The 25665-nt window shown below is 56.7% G+C and carries 22 protein-coding genes; 14 read left to right on the top strand and 8 right to left on the bottom strand.

Annotation, left to right across the window (positions count from 1 at the left end):
- Positions 1 to 16 precede the first annotated feature (16 nt).
- The 4 genes from fruA to ACOYA6_RS11095 all read left to right on the top strand — a co-directional run bounded on the left by fruA (position 17) and on the right by ACOYA6_RS11095 (position 5197).
- Positions 17 to 1711 (top strand): PTS fructose transporter subunit IIBC, encoded by a 1695-nt coding sequence (gene fruA / locus ACOYA6_RS11110; protein ID WP_138369906.1) that lies wholly within the window; start codon positions 17 to 19, stop codon positions 1709 to 1711.
- Between the two features lie 278 nt (positions 1712 to 1989).
- Positions 1990 to 2925, top strand: a complete 936-nt coding sequence (locus tag ACOYA6_RS11105; RefSeq protein ID WP_422654701.1) for a pseudouridine kinase — start codon at positions 1990 to 1992, stop codon at positions 2923 to 2925.
- Entirely contained in the window at positions 2918 to 3853 is a 936-nt protein-coding gene (locus ACOYA6_RS11100; RefSeq protein WP_422654700.1) for a pseudouridine-5'-phosphate glycosidase, read from the top strand. The genes ACOYA6_RS11105 and ACOYA6_RS11100 overlap by 8 nt, the downstream gene beginning before the upstream one ends.
- A 90-nt stretch (positions 3854 to 3943) precedes the next feature.
- The gene (locus ACOYA6_RS11095; protein WP_422654699.1) at positions 3944 to 5197 is read left to right on the top strand and encodes a NupC/NupG family nucleoside CNT transporter; all 1254 of its coding nucleotides are present in this window, start codon (positions 3944 to 3946) and stop codon (positions 5195 to 5197) included.
- Positions 5198 to 5230: 33 nt separating this feature from the next.
- Here ACOYA6_RS11095 and ACOYA6_RS11090 read toward each other — a convergent pair whose 3' ends face one another.
- From ACOYA6_RS11090 to ACOYA6_RS11080, 3 genes are all read right to left on the bottom strand, one after another.
- Complete coding sequence (locus tag ACOYA6_RS11090) at positions 5231 to 6307, bottom strand: sugar kinase (RefSeq protein WP_223073987.1); 1077 nt, start codon at positions 6305 to 6307, stop codon at positions 5231 to 5233.
- A gap of 2 nt (positions 6308 to 6309) precedes the next feature.
- Entirely contained in the window at positions 6310 to 7167 is an 858-nt protein-coding gene (gene nfo / locus ACOYA6_RS11085) for a deoxyribonuclease IV (protein WP_139563257.1), read from the bottom strand.
- Between the two features lie 65 nt (positions 7168 to 7232).
- Positions 7233 to 8279, bottom strand: coding sequence for a YeiH family protein (locus ACOYA6_RS11080; RefSeq protein ID WP_422654698.1), 1047 nt, complete (start codon positions 8277 to 8279; stop codon positions 7233 to 7235).
- A gap of 123 nt (positions 8280 to 8402) precedes the next feature.
- On the opposite strand from ACOYA6_RS11080, the gene yieE reads away from it, so the two are divergent.
- The 3 genes from yieE to cirA all read left to right on the top strand — a co-directional run bounded on the left by yieE (position 8403) and on the right by cirA (position 13104).
- A complete protein-coding gene (gene yieE / locus ACOYA6_RS11075) occupies positions 8403 to 9272 on the top strand; it encodes a DNA-binding transcriptional regulator YeiE (RefSeq protein ID WP_138369911.1) in 870 nt (289 codons plus the stop codon).
- A gap of 178 nt (positions 9273 to 9450) precedes the next feature.
- Positions 9451 to 10920, top strand: a complete 1470-nt coding sequence (locus tag ACOYA6_RS11070; RefSeq protein ID WP_223073749.1) for an amino acid permease — start codon at positions 9451 to 9453, stop codon at positions 10918 to 10920.
- Between the two features lie 213 nt (positions 10921 to 11133).
- A complete protein-coding gene (gene cirA, locus ACOYA6_RS11065) occupies positions 11134 to 13104 on the top strand; it encodes a catecholate siderophore receptor CirA (protein ID WP_138369913.1) in 1971 nt (656 codons plus the stop codon).
- 101 nt (positions 13105 to 13205) lie between these two features.
- On the opposite strand, the gene fghA is transcribed toward cirA, so the two are convergent.
- On the bottom strand, positions 13206 to 14042 hold the full coding sequence (fghA, locus tag ACOYA6_RS11060; protein ID WP_422654697.1) for an S-formylglutathione hydrolase: 837 nt from the start codon (positions 14040 to 14042) through the stop codon (positions 13206 to 13208).
- A gap of 140 nt (positions 14043 to 14182) precedes the next feature.
- Here fghA and ACOYA6_RS11055 point away from each other — a divergent pair, with 140 nt between their 5' ends.
- The 7 genes from ACOYA6_RS11055 to mglC all read left to right on the top strand — a co-directional run bounded on the left by ACOYA6_RS11055 (position 14183) and on the right by mglC (position 22363).
- Positions 14183 to 15316: a YbfB/YjiJ family MFS transporter gene (locus tag ACOYA6_RS11055; protein WP_039031057.1), complete on the top strand. Its 1134-nt coding sequence runs from the start codon at positions 14183 to 14185 to the stop codon at positions 15314 to 15316.
- A gap of 117 nt (positions 15317 to 15433) precedes the next feature.
- Positions 15434 to 16102, top strand: coding sequence for a GTP cyclohydrolase I FolE (gene folE, locus ACOYA6_RS11050; protein WP_039031058.1), 669 nt, complete (start codon positions 15434 to 15436; stop codon positions 16100 to 16102).
- Between the two features lie 17 nt (positions 16103 to 16119).
- Positions 16120 to 17277, top strand: coding sequence for a DUF418 domain-containing protein YeiB (gene yeiB, locus ACOYA6_RS11045; protein ID WP_422654696.1), 1158 nt, complete (start codon positions 16120 to 16122; stop codon positions 17275 to 17277).
- A 155-nt stretch (positions 17278 to 17432) separates the two neighbouring features.
- Complete coding sequence (gene galS / locus ACOYA6_RS11040; protein ID WP_039031060.1) at positions 17433 to 18455, top strand: HTH-type transcriptional regulator GalS; 1023 nt, start codon at positions 17433 to 17435, stop codon at positions 18453 to 18455.
- A 291-nt stretch (positions 18456 to 18746) separates the two neighbouring features.
- Positions 18747 to 19745 (top strand): galactose/glucose ABC transporter substrate-binding protein MglB, encoded by a 999-nt coding sequence (gene mglB / locus ACOYA6_RS11035; protein WP_039031061.1) that lies wholly within the window; start codon positions 18747 to 18749, stop codon positions 19743 to 19745.
- A gap of 71 nt (positions 19746 to 19816) precedes the next feature.
- Complete coding sequence (mglA, locus tag ACOYA6_RS11030; RefSeq protein WP_039031062.1) at positions 19817 to 21337, top strand: galactose/methyl galactoside ABC transporter ATP-binding protein MglA; 1521 nt, start codon at positions 19817 to 19819, stop codon at positions 21335 to 21337.
- A 15-nt stretch (positions 21338 to 21352) separates the two neighbouring features.
- Positions 21353 to 22363, top strand: coding sequence for a galactose/methyl galactoside ABC transporter permease MglC (gene mglC, locus ACOYA6_RS11025; RefSeq protein WP_039031063.1), 1011 nt, complete (start codon positions 21353 to 21355; stop codon positions 22361 to 22363).
- Positions 22364 to 22515: 152 nt separating this feature from the next.
- On the opposite strand, the gene sanA is transcribed toward mglC, so the two are convergent.
- The 4 genes from sanA to ACOYA6_RS11005 form a co-directional block, all read right to left on the bottom strand.
- Positions 22516 to 23229, bottom strand: coding sequence for an outer membrane permeability protein SanA (sanA, locus tag ACOYA6_RS11020; protein WP_039031064.1), 714 nt, complete (start codon positions 23227 to 23229; stop codon positions 22516 to 22518).
- Positions 23230 to 23357: 128 nt separating this feature from the next.
- Positions 23358 to 24242 carry a cytidine deaminase gene (gene cdd / locus ACOYA6_RS11015; RefSeq protein ID WP_422654695.1) on the bottom strand — a complete coding sequence of 295 codons (885 nt, stop codon included), beginning with the start codon at positions 24240 to 24242 and terminating at the stop codon, positions 23358 to 23360.
- 128 nt (positions 24243 to 24370) lie between these two features.
- Positions 24371 to 25066: a CidB/LrgB family autolysis modulator gene (locus ACOYA6_RS11010; protein ID WP_422654694.1), complete on the bottom strand. Its 696-nt coding sequence runs from the start codon at positions 25064 to 25066 to the stop codon at positions 24371 to 24373.
- Entirely contained in the window at positions 25063 to 25461 is a 399-nt protein-coding gene (locus tag ACOYA6_RS11005) for a CidA/LrgA family protein (protein WP_039031067.1), read from the bottom strand. Before ACOYA6_RS11005 ends, ACOYA6_RS11010 begins: the two co-directional genes overlap by 4 nt.
- Positions 25462 to 25665: the final 204 nt, after the last annotated feature.

The raw sequence follows: 25665 nt of genomic DNA, 5'->3' as shown, positions 1-25665 counted from the left end.
CAGCAGGAGAGGCATAATGAAAACGCTGCTGATTATTGACTCTGCACTCGGACAGGCTCGCGCTTATATGGCGAAAACCCTGCTGGGTTCGGCGGGACATAAAGCACACCTTGATTTCATCGACAACCCGGGCGATGCCGAGCTGGTTATCGTGCTGGGCGACAAAATTCCGGCCGACAGCTCGCTGAACGGCAAAAAAGTGTGGCTGGGCGACATCAATCGCGCCGTGGCTCACCCGGAACTGTTCCTGAGCGAAGCGAAAGGCCACGCAGCGCTCTATACCGCGCCTGTCGCAGCGGCTGAACCTGTTGCTGCCAGCGGGCCGAAGCGCGTTGTGGCGGTCACTGCCTGTCCGACCGGCGTGGCGCACACCTTTATGGCGGCTGAAGCCATTGAAACCGAAGCCAAAAAACGCGGCTGGTGGGTGAAAGTTGAAACCCGCGGTTCCGTAGGCGCAGGCAACGCCATCACCCCGGAAGAGGTGGCGGCTGCGGATCTGGTTATCGTGGCGGCAGATATCGAAGTGGATCTGGCGAAGTTTGCCGGTAAGCCGATGTACCGCACCTCAACCGGTCTGGCGCTGAAGAAAACTGCGCAGGAGCTGGATAAAGCCCAGGCTGAAGCCAAACTCTTCCAGCCTACAGGCAACACCGCGGCTGCGGCTTCCGAAGGCAAGAAAGAGTCTGCCGGAGCCTATCGTCACCTGCTGACGGGCGTTTCTTACATGCTGCCGATGGTGGTAGCGGGCGGTCTGTGTATCGCGCTCTCCTTCGCGTTCGGTATCGAGGCCTTTAAAGAGCCGGGTACCCTGGCGGCGGCGCTGATGCAGATTGGCGGCGGCTCGGCGTTCGCGCTGATGGTGCCGGTACTGGCGGGTTACATTGCGTTCTCCATCGCTGACCGTCCGGGTCTGACCCCGGGTCTTATCGGCGGTATGCTCGCCGTGAGCACCGGCTCTGGCTTTATCGGCGGGATCATCGCGGGCTTCCTCGCAGGCTACGTGGCGAAGCTCATCAGCTCGAAGCTGAAACTGCCGCAAAGCATGGAAGCGCTGAAACCGATCCTGATTATTCCGCTGTTCTCCAGCCTGGTGGTTGGTCTGGCGATGATCTACCTGATCGGCAAACCGGTTGCAGGCATTCTCGAAGGCCTGACCCACTGGCTGCAGACCATGGGCACCGCCAACGCGGTCCTGCTGGGAACTATTCTCGGTGCCATGATGTGTACCGATATGGGTGGCCCGGTTAACAAAGCGGCATACGCCTTTGGTGTCGGCCTGCTGAGTACCCAGACGTATGCCCCAATGGCGGCGATTATGGCGGCGGGCATGGTGCCACCGCTGGCGCTGGGCCTGGCGACTATCGTTGCCCGTCGTAAGTTCGACAAGGCGCAGCAGGAAGGCGGTAAAGCGGCGCTGGTTCTCGGCCTGTGCTTTATCACCGAAGGGGCGATTCCGTTCGCTGCCCGCGATCCGATGCGTGTTCTGCCGTGCTGTATCGTCGGCGGTGCCGTGACCGGTGCCATCTCTATGGCGGTTGGCGCGAAGCTGATGGCGCCGCACGGCGGTCTGTTTGTTCTGCTGATCCCTGGCGCAATCACGCCGGTGCTGGGTTACCTGTTTGCGATTATCGCCGGTACCCTGGTGGCAGGTCTCTCTTACGCGGTGCTGAAGCGCCCGGAAGCTGAGGTGGTTGCCGCAAAAGCAGCATAATTTAACGTTCTCCAGAAAGGGCAGAGGCAACTCTGCCCTTTTTTTTGCCTTTAATCGTGCAGCGGTTCGCAGTTTTTTGTAGAGCGAAAAAGTGTATCTACAAAAAACTGTGATTCTGTTCATATACATTTCACGATCTCATTTTGGATCTATTTACTTTCCCCTTCTTACGCATACTATGAACATGTGTTCACATACAAACACGTGCTCTAATAGTGTTTAAAGTAACTCCCTCGCTTAATTATCATTGCGATGGCCTGCGTGCCAGAGGATGTTCTATGCGTGAAAAGGATTATATTGTTGTTATTGGTTCTGCAAATATGGATGTTGCGGGGTATTCACATGCCTCGCTGAATTATGCGGACTCTAACCCAGGTAAAATAAAATTTACCCCCGGCGGCGTAGGCCGGAATATTGCGCAAAACCTTGCGTTGCTGGGGAAACATGTCTGGCTGTTTTCCGCGGTCGGCGATGATTTTTACGGTCAGTCGCTGCTGTCACAAACCCAGGCCGCTGGCGTGCAGGTAGAAAAATGCCAGGTTATCGCGGGCGAGGGCACTTCCAGTTATTTATCGTTACTCGATAACACCGGCGAAATGCTGGTGGCCATTAATGACATGGCCATCTCTGACTACATCAACCCGGAATATCTGGCCCACCATCTGGCCTTTCTGCGTGCAGCAAAAGCGGTGGTGGTGGACTGCAATCTCAGTGAATCCGCGCTGGGCTGGATCTTTGAAAACGCTGGCCAGGCGCCGGTATTCGTTGACCCGGTCTCCGCCTGGAAGTGCCACAAAGTGCGCGACTGGCTGGGCCATATCCACACTCTGAAACCCAACCGCATTGAAGCCGAAACCCTGAGCGGCATCCCGCTGAGCTGTGCCGTCGATGCGCCAAAAGTCGCGGCCTGGTTCCACGAGCATGGCCTGTTCCGGCTGGTGTTAAGCATGGGTGGCGACGGCGTTTATTACAGTGAGAAAGGGGGAGAAAGCGGCTGGTCAGCCCCCTTCAAAACCCGGCTGGTAAACGTGACCGGCGCGGGCGATGCCATGATGGCGGGGCTGGCATTCTGCTGGCTGGAAGGCGCCACCTTCGCCCATTCCGTTCGTTTTGCCCAGGGCTGCTCTTCGCTGGCGCTGGCGTCGATTTATACCAATAACCCTGATTTATCGTCTGAAAATGTTAACGCATTAATGGAGAGAGAACATGTCTGAATTAAACTTATCTGCTGAGTTCCTGCAAATTTCTCCTGAAGTTCAGGACGCCTTAAATAATAAAAAACCGGTTGTGGCGCTTGAATCCACCATTATTTCTCACGGCATGCCTTTCCCACAAAATGCCCAGACGGCACTGGAAGTTGAAGACGCGATCCGCCAGCAGGGCGTTATTCCGGCCACTATCGCTATTATTCACGGCGTAATGAAAGTGGGGCTAAGTAAAGAAGAGATTGAATTATTAGGCCGCGAAGGTCACGCCGTAACGAAAGTCAGCCGCCGGGATCTGCCTTTTGTCGTGGCAGCCGGAATAAACGGTGCCACGACGGTGGCCTCAACCATGATTATTGCCGCGATGGCCGGGATTAAGGTCTTTGCCACCGGCGGCATTGGCGGCGTGCATCGTGGGGCGGAACACACTTTTGATATTTCCGCCGATTTGCAGGAGCTGGCGAAAACCAACGTTGCCGTGGTGTGCGCCGGGGCAAAATCTATTCTCGATCTCGGATTAACCACCGAATATCTCGAAACCAACGGCGTGCCGTTAATCGGCTATCAGACCCAGTCCCTGCCTGCCTTCTTCTGTCGCACCAGCCCGTTTGAGGTCAGCATTCGTCTCGACAGCGCCGAGGGCATCGCCCGCGCAATGGCGGTGAAATGGCAGACCGGCCTCAACGGCGGCCTGGTGGTGGCGAACCCCATCCCGGAACAGTTTGCCATGCCGGAAGAGACCATCAATGCCGCTATCGACCAGGCGGTGAAGGAAGCGGAAGAGCAGGGCGTGACCGGCAAAGCCAGCACCCCGTTCCTGCTGGCCCGGGTGGCGGAATTAACCGGCGGCGACAGCCTGAAATCCAATATTCAGCTGGTCTTTAACAACGCCCGCCTGGCCTGCGATATCGCTAAGTCGTACCAGCGCCTCGCATAACCTTTTCACAGGCAGTTTGCCGTCGCCTGTCTTCGCAGTGGAATCACGGATACCCGGCCTGTCGCCGGGTTTTCAGGTAAGGAAATCATTATGGACGTAATGAGAAGTCTGCTGGGTATGGCGGTACTGTTAGCAATAGCTTTCCTCCTTTCAGTCAACAAACGCCGGATCAGCCTGCGCACCGTCGGCGCCGCATTCGTATTGCAGGTGGCGATCGGCGGCATCATGCTCTATTTCCCACCCGGCAAATGGCTGGTTGAGCAGGCCGCCATCGGGGTCAGTAAGGTCATGTCCTACAGCGATGCCGGGAGCGCCTTTATCTTTGGCGCGCTGGTCGGGCCAAAGATGGATACCCTGTTTGACGGGGCCGGGTTCGTGTTTGCGTTCCGCGTTCTGCCCGCCATTATCTTTGTTACCGCGCTGATCAGCCTGCTTTACTACATTGGCGTGATGGGGTTGCTGATCCGTATTCTGGGCGGCATTTTCCAGAGAGCGCTGCGCATCAGTAAAATTGAATCCTTCGTGGCGGTGACCACTATCTTCCTCGGGCAAAACGAAATCCCGGCTATAGTCAAACCCTTCATCGACAGGCTGAACCGCAACGAGCTGTTTACCGCCATCTGCAGCGGGATGGCGTCGATTGCCGGGTCAATGCTGATTGGCTATGCGGGGATGGGGGTGCCGATTGATTATCTCCTCGCCGCCTCGTTGATGGCGATCCCCGGGGGCATCCTGTTTGCCCGTCTGCTGAGCCCGGCCACGGAGGCGTCACAGGTCACCTTTGAAAACCTGTCGTTCAGCGATACGCCGCCGAAAAGCATTATCGAAGCCGCGGCGACCGGGGCGATGACCGGGTTAAAAATTGCCGCCGGGGTGGCGACGGTGGTGATGGCGTTTGTGGCGATCATCGCCCTGCTGAACGGCATGCTGGGCGGCATCGGCGGCTGGTTTGGCATTGAAAGCCTGAGCCTGGAAGGGCTGTTTGGCTACGCCCTGGCGCCGCTGGCGTGGATCATGGGGGTGGAGTGGCAGGATGCTACCCTGGCAGGCAGCCTGATTGGCCAGAAGCTGGCGATTAACGAGTTCGTCGCCTATCTCAACTTCTCGCCGTATCTGCAAACCGCCGGTCAGCTGGACGTGAAAACCATCGCCATCATCTCTTTTGCGCTCTGTGGTTTTGCTAACTTCGGCTCGATTGGCGTGGTGGTAGGGGCGTTTTCTGCGGTATCGCCTCAGCGCGCGCCGGAGATTGCCCAGCTTGGCGTCCGGGCGCTGGTGGCGGCAACCCTCTCCAACCTGATGAGCGCCACCATCGCGGGCTTCTTTATTGGTTTAGCGGGCTAGGCGCAGGCCGGGTAGGGGATCTACCCGGCCTGTTTACGGCTGGCTGTCCAGCAGCGACAGGGTGTTATCCACCGACAGCGTCGGGTTGTTGATGCTTTCGCTGGCCCTGGAGAGCGCTGCGCAGGCAACGGCAAACCGGGCGCTGTCCGCAAAATCGCTCCCGTCGAGGAAGCCATAGATCAGTCCCGCCATAAAGGCGTCATCAGCACCAAAGCGGTCGACTACCGGGTGGGCTGGCGGCGTCAGCAGGAACGGCTCCGCGCCTTGCTCGCTGCACAGCACCGAATCATCTTCCAGACACACTACAATCCGCTGCACCCCTTTCTCATGCAGGGCGTTGAGCGCGGCCTGACGATCGTCGCACTCCGCCAGAATCTGCAGCTCCTTCAGGGTTGGCTTCAGGGTATGGATACGTGACAGCCAGGGTTTGACTCTCCCGGCTTTGAATTCTGATACCGTGTCGACAAACACCGGCACATCCCCGGCGAGGGTAAAGACCCACTCCAGCGATTCTGCGGTGAGGTTGCAATCCGCCAGCACCACACCCGCATGGGCCAGCAGCTCGCGGGACTGGTTCAGCAGCTGCGGCGTCAGCCCCTGCAGGATATGGGTATCGTTGATCGCTAAAACGGTGTCGTCCTGCGGATTCGCAATCGACAGATAGGTCGCCGTACTTTGTCCGTGCAGGCGGATGGTGCTCTGGACGTTAACGCCCGCCTGACGGGTCTGCTCCAGCAGAGTTTCGCCATAAAAATCGCTGCCGACGGCAGAGATCAGGTGCACCTCACGCCCGAGCAGCGCCAGATTATGGGCAATGTTACGCGCCACGCCGCCCGCCGCACACTGAATGGCCCCCGGATGGGAAGAGGGTTCCGGGAAGCGAATGTCCGCTACGCCGCGAATATCCATATTGATGGCACCCAGCGCCACGCAGTAATCCTGTTCGGTAAGGATATAGCCTTTGCCCTTGATCGCCCCTTTACGCATTAAATCCATAATGTGCGCGGCGACGCGGGAGCGGCTGATATCGAGGATCTGGGCGATCTCATGCTGTTGAATAAGAGGGTTACGCCGCAGGATCTTCAGGATCTGCTTTTCCCTTTCGTTCATCATTATGCGGTGGCCTCGGCATGCTGTTGCGCTTTCAGCCAGGCGATCTCCTCGGCCCAGATATCCGGGTTGATCGTTTCCAGCACCATCGGGATTCCGTCGAATCGCGGGTCCTGCATGATAAAGCGGAACGCGTCATGGCCGATGTTACCTTCGCCCAGGCTGTGGTGACGGTCAACGCGGCTGCCGAAGGCGCTTTTCGCGTCGTTAAGGTGCATACCGCGCAGGTATTTGAAGCCAACGATGCGTTCAAATTCGGCGAAGGTTTTTGCACACTCTTCCGTGCTGCGCAGGTCGTACCCGGCGGCAAAGGCGTGACAGGTATCAATGCAGACGCCGACGCGGGTTTTATCTTCCACGCCGTCGATGATGGCCGCCAGATGTTCAAAGCGGAACCCGAGGTTGCTGCCCTGGCCCGCCGTGTTTTCGATCACCGCCGTGACCCCTTCGGTCTGCGCCAGGACGATATTAATTGACTCGGCGATCCGCGCCAGGCATGCATCTTCATCAATTTGTGACAGATGGCTGCCGGGGTGGAAGTTCAGCAGCGTCAGGCCGAGCTGCTCGCAGCGCTGCATCTCATCCAGGAAAGCGTCGCGGGATTTGTCCAGCGCCTCCTGAACCGGATGGCCGAGATTAATCAGGTAGCTGTCGTGAGGCAGGATCTGACCGGGAGTGAAGCGATATTTTTCGCAGGCCGCTTTGAACTCATCAATCACCTGGGTGGTTAACGGCGCGGCGCGCCACTGGCGTTGATTTTTGGTGAACAGGGCGAAAGCGGTCGCCTCGATTTCGGCGGCGCGAATGGCGGCATTTGCCAGACCGCCGGCAGCGCTGACGTGCGCTCCAACATATTTCATAAAGGGACTCCTGTTAACCCGCAAACGCTTATGATAGCGGGTTAACAGGATAAGGCTACAGCGGTTTATGCTATCAGGCTGTGAACCACCAGGTTAATGGCGCCCCCGCCGACAATCAGCCAGACGAAGAGCAGCAGCGCCATCAGCAGCGGTTTCGCCCCGGCCTTTTTCAGGGCGCTGACGTGGGTGGTTAAGCCCAGCGCGGCCATCGCCATCGCCAGCAGCACCGTATCCAGCGTTACCAGCATATCCACGACGGCTTTTGGCAGCAGATGGAACGAGTTGAAGATGGCCACCACGATAAACAGGATCGCAAACCACGGAATGGTGATTTTGCTCTTCTCCCCGTTACCCGCCGGCGCAAGCTGTTTGACCCGTGCCGCGAGGATCAGCAGGAACGGCGCCAGCATCATCACGCGCAGCATTTTAGCGATCACCGCCGCGTTCTCCGCATCCGGGCTGATGGCGTGACCGGCCGCTACCACCTGGGCCACTTCGTGCATCGTCGAGCCGATATAAATGCCGTAGGTTTCCGGGCTGAACCAGTGCGCCACCAGCGGATACATGGCCGGATAAAGGAAGATCGCCAGGGTACCGAAGATCACCACCGTCGCCACGGCAACCGTCACCTTGCTGGACTCGGCCTTCACCACCGGCTCCGTCGCCAGTACCGCCGCCGCGCCGCAAATGCTGCTGCCCGCGCCAATCAGCCAGCTGGTCTGTTTGTCGAGGCCGAACACCTTCTGGCCGATAAAGCAGGCCAACAGGAAAGTGCTGGTCAGGGTTAATACGTCAATGGCGATCCCGCTGACCCCGACGTCGGCAATCTGCGCGAAGGTGAGGCGAAAGCCGTACAGGATGATCCCGAGGCGCAGCAGATGCTGTTTGGCGAAGATCACCCCGCCGTCGCAGGGCTTGTAAATCTGCGGGTAGACCGTATTCCCGACCACCATCCCCAGCAGGATAGCCAGGGTCAGGGCGCTGAATCCCGCCCCCGCCACCGCCGGAATACTGCCGCCCCAAAGGGCCACGCCGGTGACCAGCGCGCTGAGGGCAAGGCCCGGGATGTAGTGCCACACTGTACGATGATGCTGTAGGGTGAGTGTTGTCATAACCTTCTCCTTTTCTCTGGCTAAAAGGTTACGGCGCTCTGGCTTAAAAATAAAATTGATTATATATTTATAATTAATCTTTATAAGTGGTAAGCAAGGTGCTTACCCTGGTGGATGATCACTATGCACATTACGTTACGCCAGCTTGAAGTTTTCGCCGAAGTGCTGAAAAGCGGGTCCACGACCCAGGCTTCCCAGATGCTGGCGCTCTCCCAGTCTGCGGTCAGCGCCGCGCTGACCGATCTCGAAGGCCAACTGGGGGTTCAGCTTTTTGACAGGGTAGGGAAGCGGCTGGTGGTGAACGAGCACGGGCGGCTGCTCTACCCGCGCGCGCTGGCGCTGCTGGAGCAGACCGTCGAAATCGAACAGCTGTTTCGCGAGGATAACGGCGCCATTCGCGTCTACGCCAGCAGCACCATCGGCAACTATATCCTGCCTGAGGTGATTGCCCGCTACCGCCGGGATTTCCCGGGTCTGCCGCTGGAGATGAGCGTCGGCAACAGCCAGGATGTGATCAACGCGGTGATCGATTTTCGGGTGGATATTGGCCTTATCGAAGGGCCATGCCACAACGCCGACATCATTGCGGAGCCCTGGCTGGAGGATGAGCTGGTGGTCTTTGCCTCGCCCGCTTCTTCTTTATTACAGCAGGAGGTGACGCTGGAGCGGCTGGCGCAGGCGCCGTGGATTTTACGCGAGCAGGGGTCGGGCACGCGCGAGATCGTCGATTATCTGCTGCTTTCGCATCTGCCCCAGTTCCATATGGGCATGGAGCTGGGTAACTCCGAGGCCATCAAACACGCGGTGCGTCACGGCCTCGGCATTAGCTGCCTGTCGCGCCGGGTGATTGCCGAACAGCTGGAGAGCGGTACGCTGGTGGAGATCCCCCTTCCGCTGCCGAACAAGCTGGTGCGCACCCTGTGGCGCATCCACCACCGCCAGAAACACCTCTCTAACTCCCTGCAACGTTTCCTGCGTTACTGCGAAATGTAAGCCCGCCCGGCGGCGTTTTGTCCGCCGGGATCTATTCCTCGCACCAATACTATTCTCTGCTTTACTTATAATCCTGGACCGGTCATGAAGCTCTCTTATAACAGGGCATTTGTGCCGGAAGAGCTGGCGATCGTCTGCTACAATCGCGCCTCATTTTTTGAATGGACAGCATTTTCACATGGTTTCCGAAACTAAAACCACAGAAGCGCCCGCGCTACGTCGCGAACTCAAGGCGCGTCACCTGACGATGATCGCCATTGGCGGATCCATCGGTACAGGCCTCTTTGTCGCCTCTGGTGCGACCATTTCTGCAGCGGGTCCTGGCGGCGCGCTCTTTTCCTATATTCTGATCGGTTTGATGGTCTACTTCCTGATGACCAGCCTGGGCGAACTGGCGGCGTACATGCCGGTATCCGGTTCTTTCTCTACCTACGGCCAGAAATATGTGGAAGAAGGCTTCGGCTTCGCGCTGGGCTGGAACTACTGGTACAACTGGGCGGTCACCATCGCCGTGGACCTTGTCGCCGCACAGCTGGTGATGACCTGGTGGTTCCCGGATACGCCGGGCTGGATCTGGAGCGCGGTCTTCCTCGCGGTGATCTTCCTGCTGAACTACATCTCCGTGCGTGGCTTCGGTGAAGCGGAATACTGGTTCTCGCTGATCAAAGTGGCGACGGTAATCATCTTTATCATCGTGGGCATCGCGATGATCGTTGGCATCTTCAAAGGCACCGAACCGGCTGGGTGGAGCAACTGGACCATTGGCGATGCGCCGTTTGCCGGGGGCTTCTCGGCGATGATCGGCGTGGCGATGATTGTCGGCTTCTCCTTCCAGGGAACCGAGCTTATCGGTATTGCCGCAGGCGAATCCGAAAACCCGGAGAAGAACATTCCGCGCGCGGTGCGGCAGGTGTTCTGGCGTATCCTGCTGTTCTATGTGTTTGCGATCCTGATTATCAGCCTGATCATTCCGTATACCGATCCGAGCCTGCTGCGTAACGATGTGAAAGACATCAGCGTCAGCCCGTTCACGCTGGTCTTCCAGCATGCCGGTCTGCTCTCTGCGGCGGCGGTGATGAATGCGGTGATCCTGACGGCGGTACTGTCGGCGGGTAACTCCGGGATGTATGCCTCTACCCGTATGCTCTACTCCCTGGCCTGTGACGGCAAAGCGCCGCGTATCTTCTCTAAGCTGTCCCGTGGCGGCGTGCCGCGTAACGCGCTCTATGCCACCACCGTAATTGCCTGCCTGTGCTTCCTGACCTCGATGTTCGGCAACCAGACGGTCTACCTGTGGCTACTGAACACCTCCGGGATGACGGGCTTCATCGCCTGGCTGGGTATTGCCATCAGCCATTACCGTTTCCGTCGCGGCTATGTGAAGCAGGGTTACGATATTAACAACCTGCCGTACCGCTCCGGGTTCTTCCCGCTGGGGCCGATCTTCGCCTTTGTGCTGTGTCTGATCATTACTCTCGGTCAGAACTACGAAGCCTTCCTGGCCGACACCATCGACTGGGGCGGCGTGGCTGCCACCTATATCGGCATCCCGCTGTTCCTGATTATCTGGTTTGGTTACAAGCTGGCGAAAGGGACGAAGTTCGTAAGCTATAAGGATATGGATTTCCCGAATAGCTTCAAAAAATAATCGCAACGCCTCTCTTTAACCCGCTCAGTCGAGCGGGTTTTTTTATGTCGTTTTCTGTTCAGCCCGTTCTCCACATTATGCAGTCTTGACATAACTTTTAACAATTGAATTGATAATAGTTATCGTTTGCTTTATCATTAGCATATTAATAAAAATATGCAATGTGAGCAGTACATATTTGATTTTGCTGTGTTTACCTCATGGAGATATGGAATGTTTAGGTTGAATCCCTTCGTTCGGGGAGGGCTGTGCGCGTCTGCTCTTTCCCTGGCGCTGCCGGTTGTTGCGGCGGAATCTGGCGACACTATGGTCGTGACCGCCTCGGCCAACGAGCAAAACCTGAAGGATGCCCCCGCCAGTATCAGCGTCATCACCCAGCAGGATCTGCAGCGTAAGCCAGTGCAGAACCTGAAAGATGTGTTACAGGACGTGCCGGGCGTGCAGTTAACTAACGAAGGGGACAACCGTAAGGGCGTCAGTATTCGCGGGCTGGACAGCAGTTACACGCTGATCCTCGTTGACGGTAAACGCGTCAACTCGCGCAACGCCGTTTTCCGCCATAACGATTTCGACCTTAACTGGGTTCCGGTCGATGCCATCGAACGCATCGAAGTGGTGCGCGGGCCGATGTCCTCCCTGTACGGCTCCGATGCTCTGGGCGGCGTGGTTAACATCATCACCAAAAAAATTGGCCAGAAATGGACCGGCACCCTCACCGCCGATACCACCATTCAGGAACATCGCGATCGCGGTGACACCTACGGCGGCCAGTTCTATACCAGCGGTCCGCTGGTGGATGGCGTCCTGGGCCTGAAAGCCTTCGGCAGCGTATCCCAGCGTGATAAAGACGATCCGCAGAGCTCCTCCACCAGCGCCACCGGCGAAACCCCACGTATCGAAGGCTTTACCAGTCGCGATGCCAACGTCGAGTTTGCCTGGACCCCGAACGAAAACCACGATTTCACCGCCGGGTATGGTTTCGACCGTCAGGATCGTGATTCCGACTCGCTGGACAAAAACCGCCTGGAGCGCCAGAACTACTCCCTGAGCCATAATGGCCGCTGGGGCGTGGGCAACAGCGAACTGAAATTCTACGGCGAGAAAGTGGATAACAAGAACCCGGGCAACGCTAACCCGATTACGTCCGAAAGTAACTCTATTGACGGCAAATATGTCCTGCCGCTGGGTGAGATCAACCAGCTCCTGACCTTCGGTGGCGAATGGCGTCACGACAAGCTGAAGGATCCGGTAAACCTGACCGGCGGCTCCAGCAGCAATACCTCGGCCAGCCAGTATGCGCTGTTCCTGGAAGACGAATGGCGGATCTTCGAGCCGCTGGCGTTGACCACCGGCGTGCGTATGGATGACCACGAAACCTACGGCGACCACTGGAGCCCGCGTGCTTATCTGGTCTATAACGCCACCGATACCGTCACGGTGAAGGGCGGCTGGGCAACGGCATTTAAAGCGCCATCCCTGCTGCAACTGAGCCCGGACTGGACCACCGGCTCCTGCCGTGGTGCCTGTGAAATCGTCGGTAGCCCGGATCTGAAACCGGAAACCAGCGAAAGCTACGAGCTGGGTCTCTACTACAGCGGCGAAGAAGGATGGTTAGAAGGCGTTCAGGCCAGCATCACCACCTTCCAGAACGACGTGGATGACCGTATCAGCATCAGCCGTACCGCCAACGTCAACCAGGCCCAGGGCTACCCTAACTATGTCGGGCTGAATGCCGACGGTGAGCCGATTTTCCGCTATTACAACGTCAACAAAGCGCGCATCCGCGGGGTGGAGACGGAGGTGAAGTTCCCGATTGCCGAAGACTGGCGCATGACGCTGAATTACACCTATAACGACGGGCGTGATATCAGCAATGGCGAGAACAAGCCGCTCTCCGAGCTGCCGTTCCATACCGCGAACGGAACCCTTGACTGGCAGGCAACGCAGGCATGGTCCTTCTACGTGCAGGGCAATTATAAAGGTGAGAAGCGCGCGCTTACGGCTGGCGAGCCAACGCCGGGCGGCTACGTGGTGTGGAACACCGGTGGCGCATGGCAGGCAACCAAAAACGTTAAGCTGCGTGCGGGCGTCATGAACCTGCTGGATAAAGATCTCAGCCGCGACGACTACAGCTACACCGAAGAAGGACGCCGTTACTTTATGGCGGTGGATTACCAGTTCTGATGATGGAAACGCCGGGCGGCGCTGCGCTTGCCCGGCCTACGGGTTGGTGCGGTCTTTTGTAGGCCCGGTAAGCGTAGCGCCACCGGGCAGGAGGCGGGCACTTACTTCAACAACTGCTGCGCATGGAAGCGCAGATGATCTTCAATAAAGGACGCAATGAAATAATAGCTGTGATCGTACCCCGGCTGGATGCGAAGCGTCAGCGGCCAGTCCTTCTGGCGCGCGGCTTCTGCCAGCACTGCCGGTTGTAACTGGGTCGCGAGGAACTGATCGGCATCCCCCTGATCGATAAGCGTCGGGATCGCCTGTTCCGGCTGGCTGGCCAGCATCAGCGCGCAGCTGTCCCACGCCTGCCAGGTCGCCGAATCTTCACCCAGATAAGCCGTGAACGCTTTCTGTCCCCAGGGCACCTGGGTCGGGTTGACGATCGGCGCAAAGGCCGACACGCTGACATATTTGCCCGGGTTTTTCAGCGCCATCACCAGCGCACCGTGACCGCCCATCGAATGACCGCTGACCGCACTGCGATCCGATACCGCAAACTCCGCCTGGATCAGCGCCGGCAGCTCGTCGCGCAGGTAATCGTACATGCGGTAATGCTGCGCCCACGGCGCCTGGGTTGCGTTCAGGTAGAAACCGGCACCTTTACCGAGGTCGTATCCGGCATCGTCCGCCACGTCGTCACCGCGCGGGCTGGTGTCCGGCATCACCAGGGCGATCCCCAGTTCCGCCGCCACGCGCTGGGCACCCGCTTTGGTGGTGAAGTTTTCATCATTGCAGGTCAGGCCGGAGAGCCAGTACAGCACCGGTGGTTTTGCGTTGCCGCTCACCGGAGGAAGAAAAATGCTGAACGTCATCGCGCAGTTCAGCACCCTGGAGTCATGACGCCAGCGCTGCTGTCGGCCTTCAAAACAGTGGTGCTCTTCGAGCAGTTCCATGCAGGGCTCCTTAAGGAAGAGGATATTGGGTATGAAAGCCATAATACAGATAATTCAGTTACGTGTGAGTAACTTTCACTTCCGCATTGACGTCATATCCTGCATCATGAATTTACGAAACTTTAACAACTGGAGTGGTCATGGCGCTGCGTATCGCGCTCAGCGGATTTGTGGTTCTGGTGGTGGCGATGGGAATAGGGCGCTTTGCCTTTACCCCGCAGGTGCCGCTGATGATTGCGGCAGGCGAGCTCACCCTGACCAGCGCCGGGCTGGTGGCGGCGATGAACTATCTCGGCTATCTGGTGGGGGCGTGGGATGCCATGCGCGCGCACCGGTTTGTCGAAGGGCGTTTATGGCTGGGCATAACGGGGGCGGTGGCGCTGACCTTGCTTTCCGCCGTGGCGGATAACGCCATTGTTCATGGCCTGCTGCGCTTTGTGATTGGCTGCATGAGCGGCTGGTCGATGGTGCTTATCGCCGCCTGGACCAACGAACGGCTGGCCCATTTCGGCAAGCCGGGCCTGAGTGCCGCGGTGTTTGCCGGGCCAGGGGCGGGCATTGCGATAAGCGGTCTGCTGGCGGTGTGGATCCAGGCCCAGGCGCTGTCGGCCAGCGCCGCCTGGCAAATTTACGGCCTGCTGGCGCTGGTGCTCGTCGCGCTGGTGGCGCGTTACCTGCCGCGTACCGGGCATCTGCATCGCCCGGGCACCACGCCGGAGCCGCTGACCCTGACCCGGGATCTGCGTCGTCTGGTCTGGAGCTACAGCCTCGCCGGGTTTGGTTACATCCTCCCGGCGACGTTTATGTCGCAGATGGCGGCGCTGCGCTTTCCCGGTAGCGCCTTTGCCCAGTTTGTCTGGCCGGTGTTCGGGTTTGCCTCGATGCTGGGGATTGCCCTGAGTATCGCTCTGCGCCACGTCTCTACCAGCCATCGTCGGCTGGCGGTGGTGCTCTGGTTGCAGGCGGTGGGGGTGATTGCCGCCTGGCTGATGCCTGGGATGGCCGGTCTGGTGACCGGTGCGCTGCTGGTCGGCGGCGGATTTTTGTGTGCGGTGCAGCTCTCGTTACTCTACGGGCGCGAGCTGGCGCCGAATCATACGCGTTACATGGCCGGTTTACTCACCACCGGCTATGCGGTCGGGCAGCTGATTGGCCCGATGACCTCGGCACTGTCGAGCTGGCTTACCCATCAGCTTGAGCCCGCGCTGGGCCTTGCCGGTATCGCATTGTTTATTGCGGGCGGACTGGTCTGGCAGCGTCAGGTTGAAAGGTAACGGCAATTGGAATAATTATCGCGGTGAATACTGGATTATGCTCGCCGCCTCACGCACAATGAGTGCACATTTTGCCCCACGGAGGGCAGAAGAGCACCGCACCTGCAGGAGAAAAGAATGTCATCAATGAGTAAAGAAGCAGCACTCGTCCACGAAGCGCTGGTCGCACACGGTCTTGAAACCCCGCTGCGTCCACCGGTTCAGGATCTGGACAACGAAACGCGTAAACGTCTTATTTCCGGACACATGACCGAAATCATGCAGCTGCTCAATCTCGATTTGAGTGATGACAGTCTGATGGAGACCCCGCGTCGCATCGCCAAAATGTATGTCGATGAGATTTTCTCCGGGCTGGATTACGCTAACTTCCCGAAAATCACCGTCATCGAAAACAAGATGAAGGTCGATGAGATGGTGACCGTGCGTGATATCACCCTGACCAGCACCTGTGAACACCATTTCGTGACTATCGACGGTAAAGCGACCGTGGCCTACATCCCGAAAGATGCGGTGATTGGTCTGTCGAAGATTAACCGTATTGTGCAGTTCTTTGCTCAGCGTCCGCAGGTGCAGGAGCGTTTAACCCAGCAGATCCTTATCGCGCTGCAAACGCTGCTTGGCACCAACAACGTGGCGGTATCGATTGATGCGGTGCATTACTGCGTGAAAGCGCGCGGTATTCGTGATGCGACCAGCGCCACCACCACCACCTCGCTGGGCGGTCTGTTCAAATCGAGCCAGAATACCCGCCAGGAGTTCCTGCGCGCCGTACGTCACCACAACTGATCGTCAGGGCAGGGTACATGGAAAGAAATGTCACGCTGGATTTCGTTCGTGGCGTCGCTATTCTGGGTATCCTGCTGCTGAATATAAGCGGCTTCGGTTTGCCGAAAGCCGCTTACCTCAATCCCGCCTGGTATGGCGATATCACCCTCAGCGACGCCTGGACATGGGCTGTGCTGGATCTCTTCGCTCAGGTCAAATTCCTCACCCTGTTTGCGCTACTGTTCGGGGCAGGCCTTCAGCTATTACTGAAACGTGGTAAACGCTGGATCCAGGCCCGGCTCTCCCTGCTGGTGCTGTTTGGCTTTATTCATGGGCTGCTGTTCTGGGATGGCGACATTCTGCTGGCCTACGGACTGGTGGGGCTGATCTGCTGGCGCATCATCCGCGACGCCCATGATGTCAAAAATCTCTTCAATACCGGCGTTGTGCTGTTCCTTATCGGCGTGGCCATTTTGCTGCTGCTGGGCGTGATCTCCGGCGGCTCGACCAATCGCTCCTGGGTGCCGGATGCGGCCAATCTGCAGTATGAGCAGTACTGGAAGGTAGGCGGCGGTATGGAGGCCATCAGCAACCGGGCGGATATGATCGGAAATACGCTGCTGGCCCTCGGGGCGCAGTATGGCTGGCAGCTGGCAGGCATGATGCTGATCGGCGCTGCGCTGATGCGAACCGGCTGGCTGAAGGGCGAGTTCAGCCAGCGCCATTACCGGCGTACCGGGATGTGGCTGGTGCTGGTGGGGCTGGCTATCAACCTTCCGGCGGTGATCGCCCAGTGGTATGTGGGCTGGGATTATCGCTGGTGCGCCTTCCTGCTGCAGGCGCCGCGCGAGCTGAGCGCCCCGTTCCAGACCATTGGCTATGCCGCGCTGATGTACGGTTACTGGCCGCAGCTCTGCCGTTTCAGGCTGGTGGGGGCGGTGGCCTGCGTCGGTCGCATGGCGCTGAGCAACTATATTTTACAGACGCTGATCTGCACCACGCTGTTCTATCACCTCGGCTTATTTATGAAATTCGATCGCCTGCAGCTGCTCGGCTTTGTTCTGCCCATCTGGCTGGTGAATATTAGTTTCTCGGTTCTCTGGCTGCGTCATTTCCGTCAGGGGCCGCTGGAGTGGCTGTGGCGACAATTGACAGCACGTGCGTCAGGGGTTTCATCAAGTAATACATCCGGATAACGATCTGGATCACAATCATTAACAAAACGGATGTAACCGTTTTCATCCTTGTGACCTTCTTCACGTAGTCCTCCTCTTCTCGCTGCCAGAATAGTCACCTTGCTAAACACAGGGGGTGTCTGTGAGTTGCTGCAATCTAAATAAGGGTGGTGAATATGATCACCATTCGTGACGTCGCGCGTCAGGCGGGCGTTTCTGTCGCCACCGTTTCCCGGGTTCTGAACAATAGCGCGCTGGTCAGTCCGGAGACGCGGGAGTGCGTGATGAAAGCCGTCACGGCGCTGGGCTACCGGCCAAACGCGAACGCCCAGGCGCTGGCAACGCAGGTCAGCGACACCATCGGCGTAGTGGTAATGGATGTGTCGGATGCGTTCTTTGGTGCGCTGGTGAAAGCCGTGGATATGGTCGCCCAGGAGCACAATAAATACGTGCTGATCGGCAACAGCTATCACGAGGCGGAAAAAGAGCGTAACGCCATTGAGGTGTTGATTCGCCAGCGCTGTAACGCCCTGATTGTGCACTCAAAAGCGTTAAGCGATGAAGAGCTTTCCGCGCTGATGGAGCAGATCCCCGGCATGGTACTGATCAACCGAATCGTCCCTGGCTACGCCCATCGCTGCGTCTGCCTTGATAACGTCAGCGGCGCGATGATGGCGACGCGGATGCTGATGAACAACGGCCATCAGCGCATCGGCTATCTGGCCTCCAGCCACCGCATTGAGGATGACGACATGCGCCGGGAAGGCTGGCAGAAAGCCATGCTGGAACAGGGCATTACGGCTTCTGAAAGCTGGATCGGCACCGGCGCGCCGGACATGCAGGGCGGGGAAGCGGCGATGGTGGAACTGCTCGGGCGTAACCTGCAGCTGACCGCCGTCTTTGCCTATAACGACAGTATGGCCGCGGGGGCGCTCACCGCGCTGAAAGATAACGGCATTGCGGTGCCACAGCATCTGTCATTGATTGGTTTCGATGATATCCCGATTGCCCGTTACACGGACCCTCAGCTGACGACGGTTCGCTACCCGATCGCCTCTATGGCGCGCCTGGCCACGGAGCTGGCGTTACAGGGGGCTGCCGGCAAGCTGGATATCAATGCAACACACTGTTTCATGCCGACTTTAGTGCGTCGCCACTCGGTTGCCATTCGGCAAATTGTGGTGCCGATCACTAACTAATAATTCGTCGTGATGTAACCGTTTTCAATTTGTGAGTAAATTCACAGTAACTTAACAATGCGCTGTCTATGATGTCAGCGTTTTAGCAACTGAAACGCTATGTAACGGTGATTAATCACTTTGACTATAGCCAAGGTACGTTAAACAACCAAAAAAACGCATTCTGGAGCGTTACCGACCAAGGAAGATAGAAATTTTATAAGTGGACTTCGGCCGGCAGCAACGTTTCTTTAACATGTGCCCGCCGAGCCTTATTCACACGAACTACCCTGCATAAAAATCGGAGATATCATGAATAAGAAGGTGTTGACTCTGTCTGCTCTTATGGCAAGCATGTTTTTCGGTGCCGCCGCGCACGCTGCAGATAGCCGTATTGGTGTGACTATCTATAAGTATGACGACAACTTTATGTCTGTTGTGCGTAAGGCAATCGAGAAAGAAGGCAAAGGTGCGCCAGACGTTCAGCTGCTGATGAATGACTCCCAGAATGACCAGTCCAAACAGAACGACCAGATCGACGTTCTGCTGGCGAAAGGCGTGAAAGCACTGGCAATCAACCTGGTTGACCCGGCTGCTGCAGGTACCGTTATCGAGAAAGCACGTGGCCAGAACGTGCCAGTGGTATTCTTCAACAAAGAACCTTCCCGTAAAGCGCTGGATAGCTACGACAAAGCGTTCTACGTCGGTACTGACTCCAAAGAATCCGGCATTATTCAGGGCGACCTGATTGCTAAACACTGGGCGGCTAACCCGAACTGGGATCTGAACAAAGATGGTCAGGTTCAGTTCGTACTGCTGAAAGGCGAACCGGGCCACCCGGACGCTGAAGCACGTACCACCTACGTTATCAAAGAGCTGAACGACAAGGGCCTGAAAACCCAGCAGCTGGCATTAGATACCGCAATGTGGGATACCGCTCAGGCGAAAGACAAGATGGACGCATGGCTGTCCGGTCCTAACGCTAACAAAATTGAAGTGGTTATCGCAAACAACGATGCGATGGCAATGGGCGCGGTAGAAGCACTGAAAGCACACAACAAATCTTCTATCCCGGTATTTGGTGTGGATGCCCTGCCTGAAGCGCTGGCTCTGGTTAAATCTGGCGCAATGGCCGGTACCGTGCTGAACGATGCTAACAACCAGGCGAAAGCCACCTTCGATCTGGCGAAAAACCTGGCAGAAGGCAAAGGCGCTGCTGACGGTACTAACTGGAAAATCGAGAATAAAGTTGTTCGCGTACCGTACGTTGGCGTAGATCAGGAAAACCTGGCACAGTTCACCGGTAAATAAGTTATTGCATTCTACTGGGCGCAGTTTCTGCGCCCTTTTATCACGCGACGCGAGGCCGAGAAGGTATAATTATGGTCAGCACAACGACTCAGTCGTCCGGTGAATTCTTGTTGGAAATGAGCGGTATCAACAAGTCTTTTCCCGGTGTTAAAGCACTGGATAATGTTAATTTAAAAGTACGGCCTCACTCCATTCATGCATTAATGGGGGAGAACGGTGCGGGTAAATCAACGTTATTGAAATGCTTATTTGGGATCTATCAAAAAGATTCTGGCAGCATTCTTTTTCAGGGGAAAGAGATCGATTTCCATTCCGCCAAAGAGGCACTGGAAAACGGTATTTCGATGGTTCACCAGGAGCTTAACCTGGTACTTCAGCGTTCTGTTATGGACAATATGTGGCTGGGTCGTTATCCGACCAAAGGCGTATTTGTCGATCAGGACAAAATGTATCGCGACACCAAAGCTATTTTTGATGAACTGGATATTGATATCGATCCGCGCGCGCGCGTCGGTACTTTATCTGTTTCACAGATGCAGATGATCGAAATCGCCAAGGCTTTCTCCTATAACGCCAAAATCGTTATTATGGATGAGCCAACCTCTTCGTTAACGGAGAAAGAGGTGAACCATCTGTTCACCATTATCCGTAAGCTGAAAGATCGCGGTTGCGGCATCGTTTATATCTCCCACAAAATGGAAGAGATTTTCCAGCTGTGCGATGAGATTACGGTGCTGCGCGACGGCCAGTGGATTGCCACCCAGCCGCTGGAAGGGCTGGACATGGACAAGATCATCGCCATGATGGTTGGCCGCTCCCTGAACCAGCGTTTCCCGAACAAAGAGAACAAGCCGGGCGAAGTGATCCTGGAAGTCCGCAACCTCACGTCGTTGCGCCAGCCTTCAATCCGCGATATCTCCTTCGATCTGCATAAAGGGGAGATCCTCGGGATTGCCGGTCTGGTGGGCGCCAAGCGTACCGATATCGTCGAAACGCTGTTTGGTATTCGCGAGAAATCGGGCGGGACCATCACCCTGCACGGGAAAAAGATTAATAACCACAACGCCAACGAAGCCATTAACCACGGCTTTGCGCTGGTAACGGAAGAGCGCCGCTCGACCGGTATTTATGCCTATCTGGATATTAACTTTAACTCCTTAATTTCGAATATTCATAATTATAAAAACAAAATCGGTCTGCTGGATAATTCCCGCATGAAGAGCGATACCCAGTGGGTAATTGACTCCATGCGCGTAAAAACCCCAGGACATCGCACGCAAATTGGCTCGCTCTCCGGTGGTAACCAGCAGAAGGTTATTATTGGACGCTGGTTGTTAACCCAGCCTGAAATTCTGATGCTGGATGAACCTACCCGCGGTATCGACGTAGGTGCAAAATTTGAAATCTATCAGCTGATTGCTGAATTAGCCAAGAAAGATAAAGGGATTATTATTATTTCTTCCGAAATGCCGGAATTGTTAGGGATCACAGATCGTATTCTGGTTATGAGCAATGGTCTCGTTGCCGGAATTGTTGACACCAAAACGACAACGCAAAACGAAATTTTGCGTCTTGCGTCTTTGCACCTTTAAGATCAGGGGCTCCTCATGAGTGCGTTAAATAAGAAAAGTTTTCTTACTTATCTGAAAGAAGGCGGTATTTACGTTGTTCTTTTAGTTTTACTGGCCATTATTATTTTCCAGGACCCGACCTTCTTAAGTCTGCTGAACTTAAGTAACATTCTGACCCAGTCTTCGGTGCGTATTATTATCGCCCTGGGCGTGGCGGGTCTGATCGTCACCCAGGGTACTGACCTGTCAGCCGGTCGTCAGGTTGGTCTGGCGGCGGTGGTCGCGGCAACGCTCCTGCAGTCGATGGAAAACGCCAACAAGGTGTTCCCGGAAATGGCAACCATGCCAATTTTCCTGGTGATCCTGATTGTCTGCGCCATCGGTGCCATCATTGGCCTGATTAACGGCATCATCATCGCGTACCTGAACGTTACGCCGTTCATTACGACTCTCGGCACGATGATCATCGTTTACGGTATCAACTCCCTGTACTACGACTTCGTGGGCGCATCGCCGATTTCCGGTTTCGACAGCGGCTTCTCGACCTTCACGCAGGGCTTTATCGCGATGGGCAGCTTCCGCTTGTCCTACATCACCTTCTACGCGCTGATTGCGGTGGCGTTCGTCTGGATCCTGTGGAACAAAACCCGCTTCGGTAAGAACATCTTCGCTATCGGTGGTAACCCGGAAGCGGCGAAAGTCTCCGGTGTTAACGTTGCGCTGAACCTGCTGGTTATCTATGCCCTGTCCGGCGTGTTCTACGCATTCGGTGGTCTGCTGGAAGCGGGTCGTATCGGCTCCGCCACCAACAACCTCGGCTTTATGTATGAGCTGGATGCGATTGCCGCGTGCGTGGTAGGTGGCGTGTCGTTCAGCGGTGGCGTGGGTACCGTGCTGGGTGTGGTAACCGGTGTGATCATCTTCACCGTTATCAACTACGGCCTGACCTACATCGGCGTGAACCCTTACTGGCAGTACATCATCAAAGGCGCGATCATTATCTTCGCCGTTGCGCTGGACTCCCTGAAGTACGCGCGTAAGAAGTAATTATCCTGTCGCTGAAAAACCCGCTCACGAGCGGGTTTTTTTATGCCCGGCGGCGCTGCGCTTGCGCGGGTCTGGGGTATGGCGGGTTTTAAATGCTCGCCGGGGTATAGGTTTTGTAGGCCGGGTAAGGCGAAGCCGCCACCCGGCGGGGGTTATTTCTTCTTCTGCATTTCCAGCAGCTGGTCAGGCGTTACCGCCGGATAACCCTGGGCATCGGCCGGAACTTCCGTCATTGCCGGGATCGGCACCAGCGGGCCCAGGAATCGTGGTTCACGTTTGAAGACATAGAGATCCGCCAGCGCCCCCAGGCGAGCGCCAAATTCGCGTACCCGGACGGTGAGCATGTCTTTCGGTGACGGAACCGCATAGCACTGCGCCTGAATGCCCATATGCAGGGCGATAAACAGCGCACGCTCGCAGTGGAAACGCTGGGTGATGATGATGAAATCGTTGGTATCAAACACCTTACGGGTGCGGACAATGGAATCGAGGGTCCGGAAACCGGCGTAGTCGAGCACGATATCGGCCGGGTCAACGCCTGCGGCAATCAAATCCTTGCGCATGGTGACCGGCTCGTTATAGCTCTGGAGCGCGTTATCGCCGCTCAGCAGCAGATAATTAACTTTGCCGCTGTTATAAGCGTTGAGCGCCCCCTGAATGCGGTAACGGTAATACTGGTTGATCACCCCGGTGCGGTAATACTTGGCGGTACCGAGCACCACGCCGACCTGACGGTAGGGCAGATCCTGAAGGTCATCGAAGATATAAGGAGCCGTTTTCCAGCTCATCCAGCGGTCGAGGCCAAGCGCAGTCAACAGCACGATGCCGATCAGGACAACCAGGCTGTAAAACACGCGCTTTAACATACAGATGACTCTTACCAAAGGTGAAATTTCACTCAGGCTACTTTACCCGTCTGGTAAGCGCAAGAAACGGCGGTTTAATTGGGGGGATTTTCATCAGTTGAGCGGGCATTGCTGCCCGCATCAGAGACTTACGCCAGCAGTACGCGATCGATACTGGTACAACCCAGGGCGCGCAGCGTGGCTGCGGTAGCATCCCACTGGATCAGCGGCGCATCGGCTTTTTCCGCCAGAATGGCGCGCTGGATATCCGGGTAGTCGTAACCGTTCAGGCTGAGCAGGTTCAGCGCACCCTGCAACGGGGGCAGCGTCGGGTTAAAGGCGGCGTTTTCGGCATAGCTGCCGGTAAAGATACGCCCGTCACGGCACTCCAGCGCCACGCCGCTCGGGGAGTTACTATACGGCGCGTGTGCCTTGTTGGCGGCAAGAATGGCGGCCTGAGCCAGTTCATCTCCGCTTACGGCGTAACCGTGATCCTGCTCATCCATCAGCAGGGATTTAATCTCGAGATCTTTTGGTCCGAACGCATCCGGCAGGTAATCCGCCAGCGTATGCGGGGCGCGACCCGGCAGGTTGATACGCAGCTCTAAACCGCTGTTGAGTTCGTTCATAAACTGACGGCAGTGGCCGCACGGGGTGTAGTTGACGGTGATTGCCTGCAGGGCTTTTTCACCGCGCAGCCAGGCGTGGCTGATGGCGCTCTGTTCAGCGTGAACGGTCTGCTGCATGGTGGCGCCGAGAAACTCCATATTGCCGCCGAAGTACCAGGTGCCGCTCACGCCGCGGGCAATGGCACCCACGTTGAAATGCGAAAGGTCAGCACGGGCGCAGGACGCCGCCAGCGGCAGAAGCGCAAAGGCCAGCGCGTCATCATCCAGCTCCGTAGCACGTTTAAGCCCGGCGACCTGTGTAGCCGTCAGCAGGGCGGGGAAGTGTGCATCCGCCAGAATCGGGGCCAGGGCTGACTGCAAATTCTCTGCAAGCTGAGCGAAAGCTGATTGAAAACGTGGATGCATGGCGATGTCTCATAAAGGTTAATGGATCGGTAGTGTACGGAGCCGTTGGGGCTTTATATGTGATTCAGATCTCATTATGTGTGCAACTTATGAAACTCAAATGAAAAATGCGCGACGCGTCGCAAATTTTAGCCCACTACCGCCAGAATAATCGGGAACAGGAACGGCGCGATCAGCGAGGTCAAAATCCCGCAGATCACCAGCGCCAGAGAACTGAACGCCCCTTCCTGATAATCCAGCTCCGCACAGCGGGCGGTGCCGAGGGCGTGCGAGGCGGTACCCATCGCCAGACCGCGGGCTGATTTAGTGCGAATGTGCATGGCATTCAGCAGCGTATGGCCTAATACCGCACCCAGAATACCAACATAAATCACGCACACGGCGCTGATCGCCGGAATACCGCCGAGGCTACCGCCCACCGCCATCGCGATTGGGGTGGTGACCGATTTCGGCAGAATGGAGGCCGCAATTTCCGGCGTTGCGCCCATCAGCAGCGCCACTGAGGTGCCGGTGATCATTGCCACCACGCTTCCGGCCAGGCAGATGGTAATAATTGATTTCCAGCGGGCGCGGATCTGGTGCAGCTGTTCGTACAGCGGAAACGCCAGCGCCACCACCGCAGGCTGGAGCAGGTCGTTGAGCACCTTGCTGCCCTGGAAATATTTCGCGTAGGGAATGCCGGTTAGCAGCAGGAAAGGAATGATCACCACCATCGCCACCAGCAGCGGGTTGAGAAGGGGGAACTTCAGGCGCACCGCCAGCTTGCGGGCGGCGAAGAAGACCGCAATGGTAAGCGGCAGGGACCACCAGATATTAGCCATCATTTTTTCTGTCCTTTCTGCCCAACCACGTTACGTTCTCCGTGCGCCAGATGCGTGCTCCAACTGACCACTAAAAACACCACCAGGGTGCTGATAGTGCAGGAGACGAATATCGGACCGAACTGCGCGCTCAGCAGATCGTAATACTGCATCACGCCCACGCCGATGGGGACGAACAGCAGCGCCATATAGCGGATCAGCACCGAACAGCCGGGCTTAACCCAGTTTGCCGGGAGGATTTGCAGCGCAAGCAGCACAAACAGGATCAACATGCCAATAATGCTGCCGGGGATGGTGATTGGCAGCAGGGAGGCGAGAAAAATACCGGCGTACAGGCAGGCATATATCAGGACGAACGCGCGCAGGTACTGCCAGACGACTATCAGAGATTTATTCATGGTGAAAGCCCTTGATGAAACGCATTCATCATACAATTAAAACCCGAAACGTGCTACGGATCACATCATGACTTTTGAGCATACCAGACATTCCCATCCGGAACCCTGGGCATTCCCCCGGGAATAGGGGTAAAAACATTATAAATCAGTCTGGTTCCGCGAGCCCCGAAACAGGGCTTTCCACCGTTACACAGAGCAGATACC

Source organism: Leclercia barmai (assembly GCF_049312895.1).
Taxonomy (GTDB): Bacteria; Pseudomonadota; Gammaproteobacteria; order Enterobacterales; family Enterobacteriaceae; genus Enterobacter; species Enterobacter barmai.
This window is presented reverse-complemented; position numbering and strand designations above follow the sequence as displayed.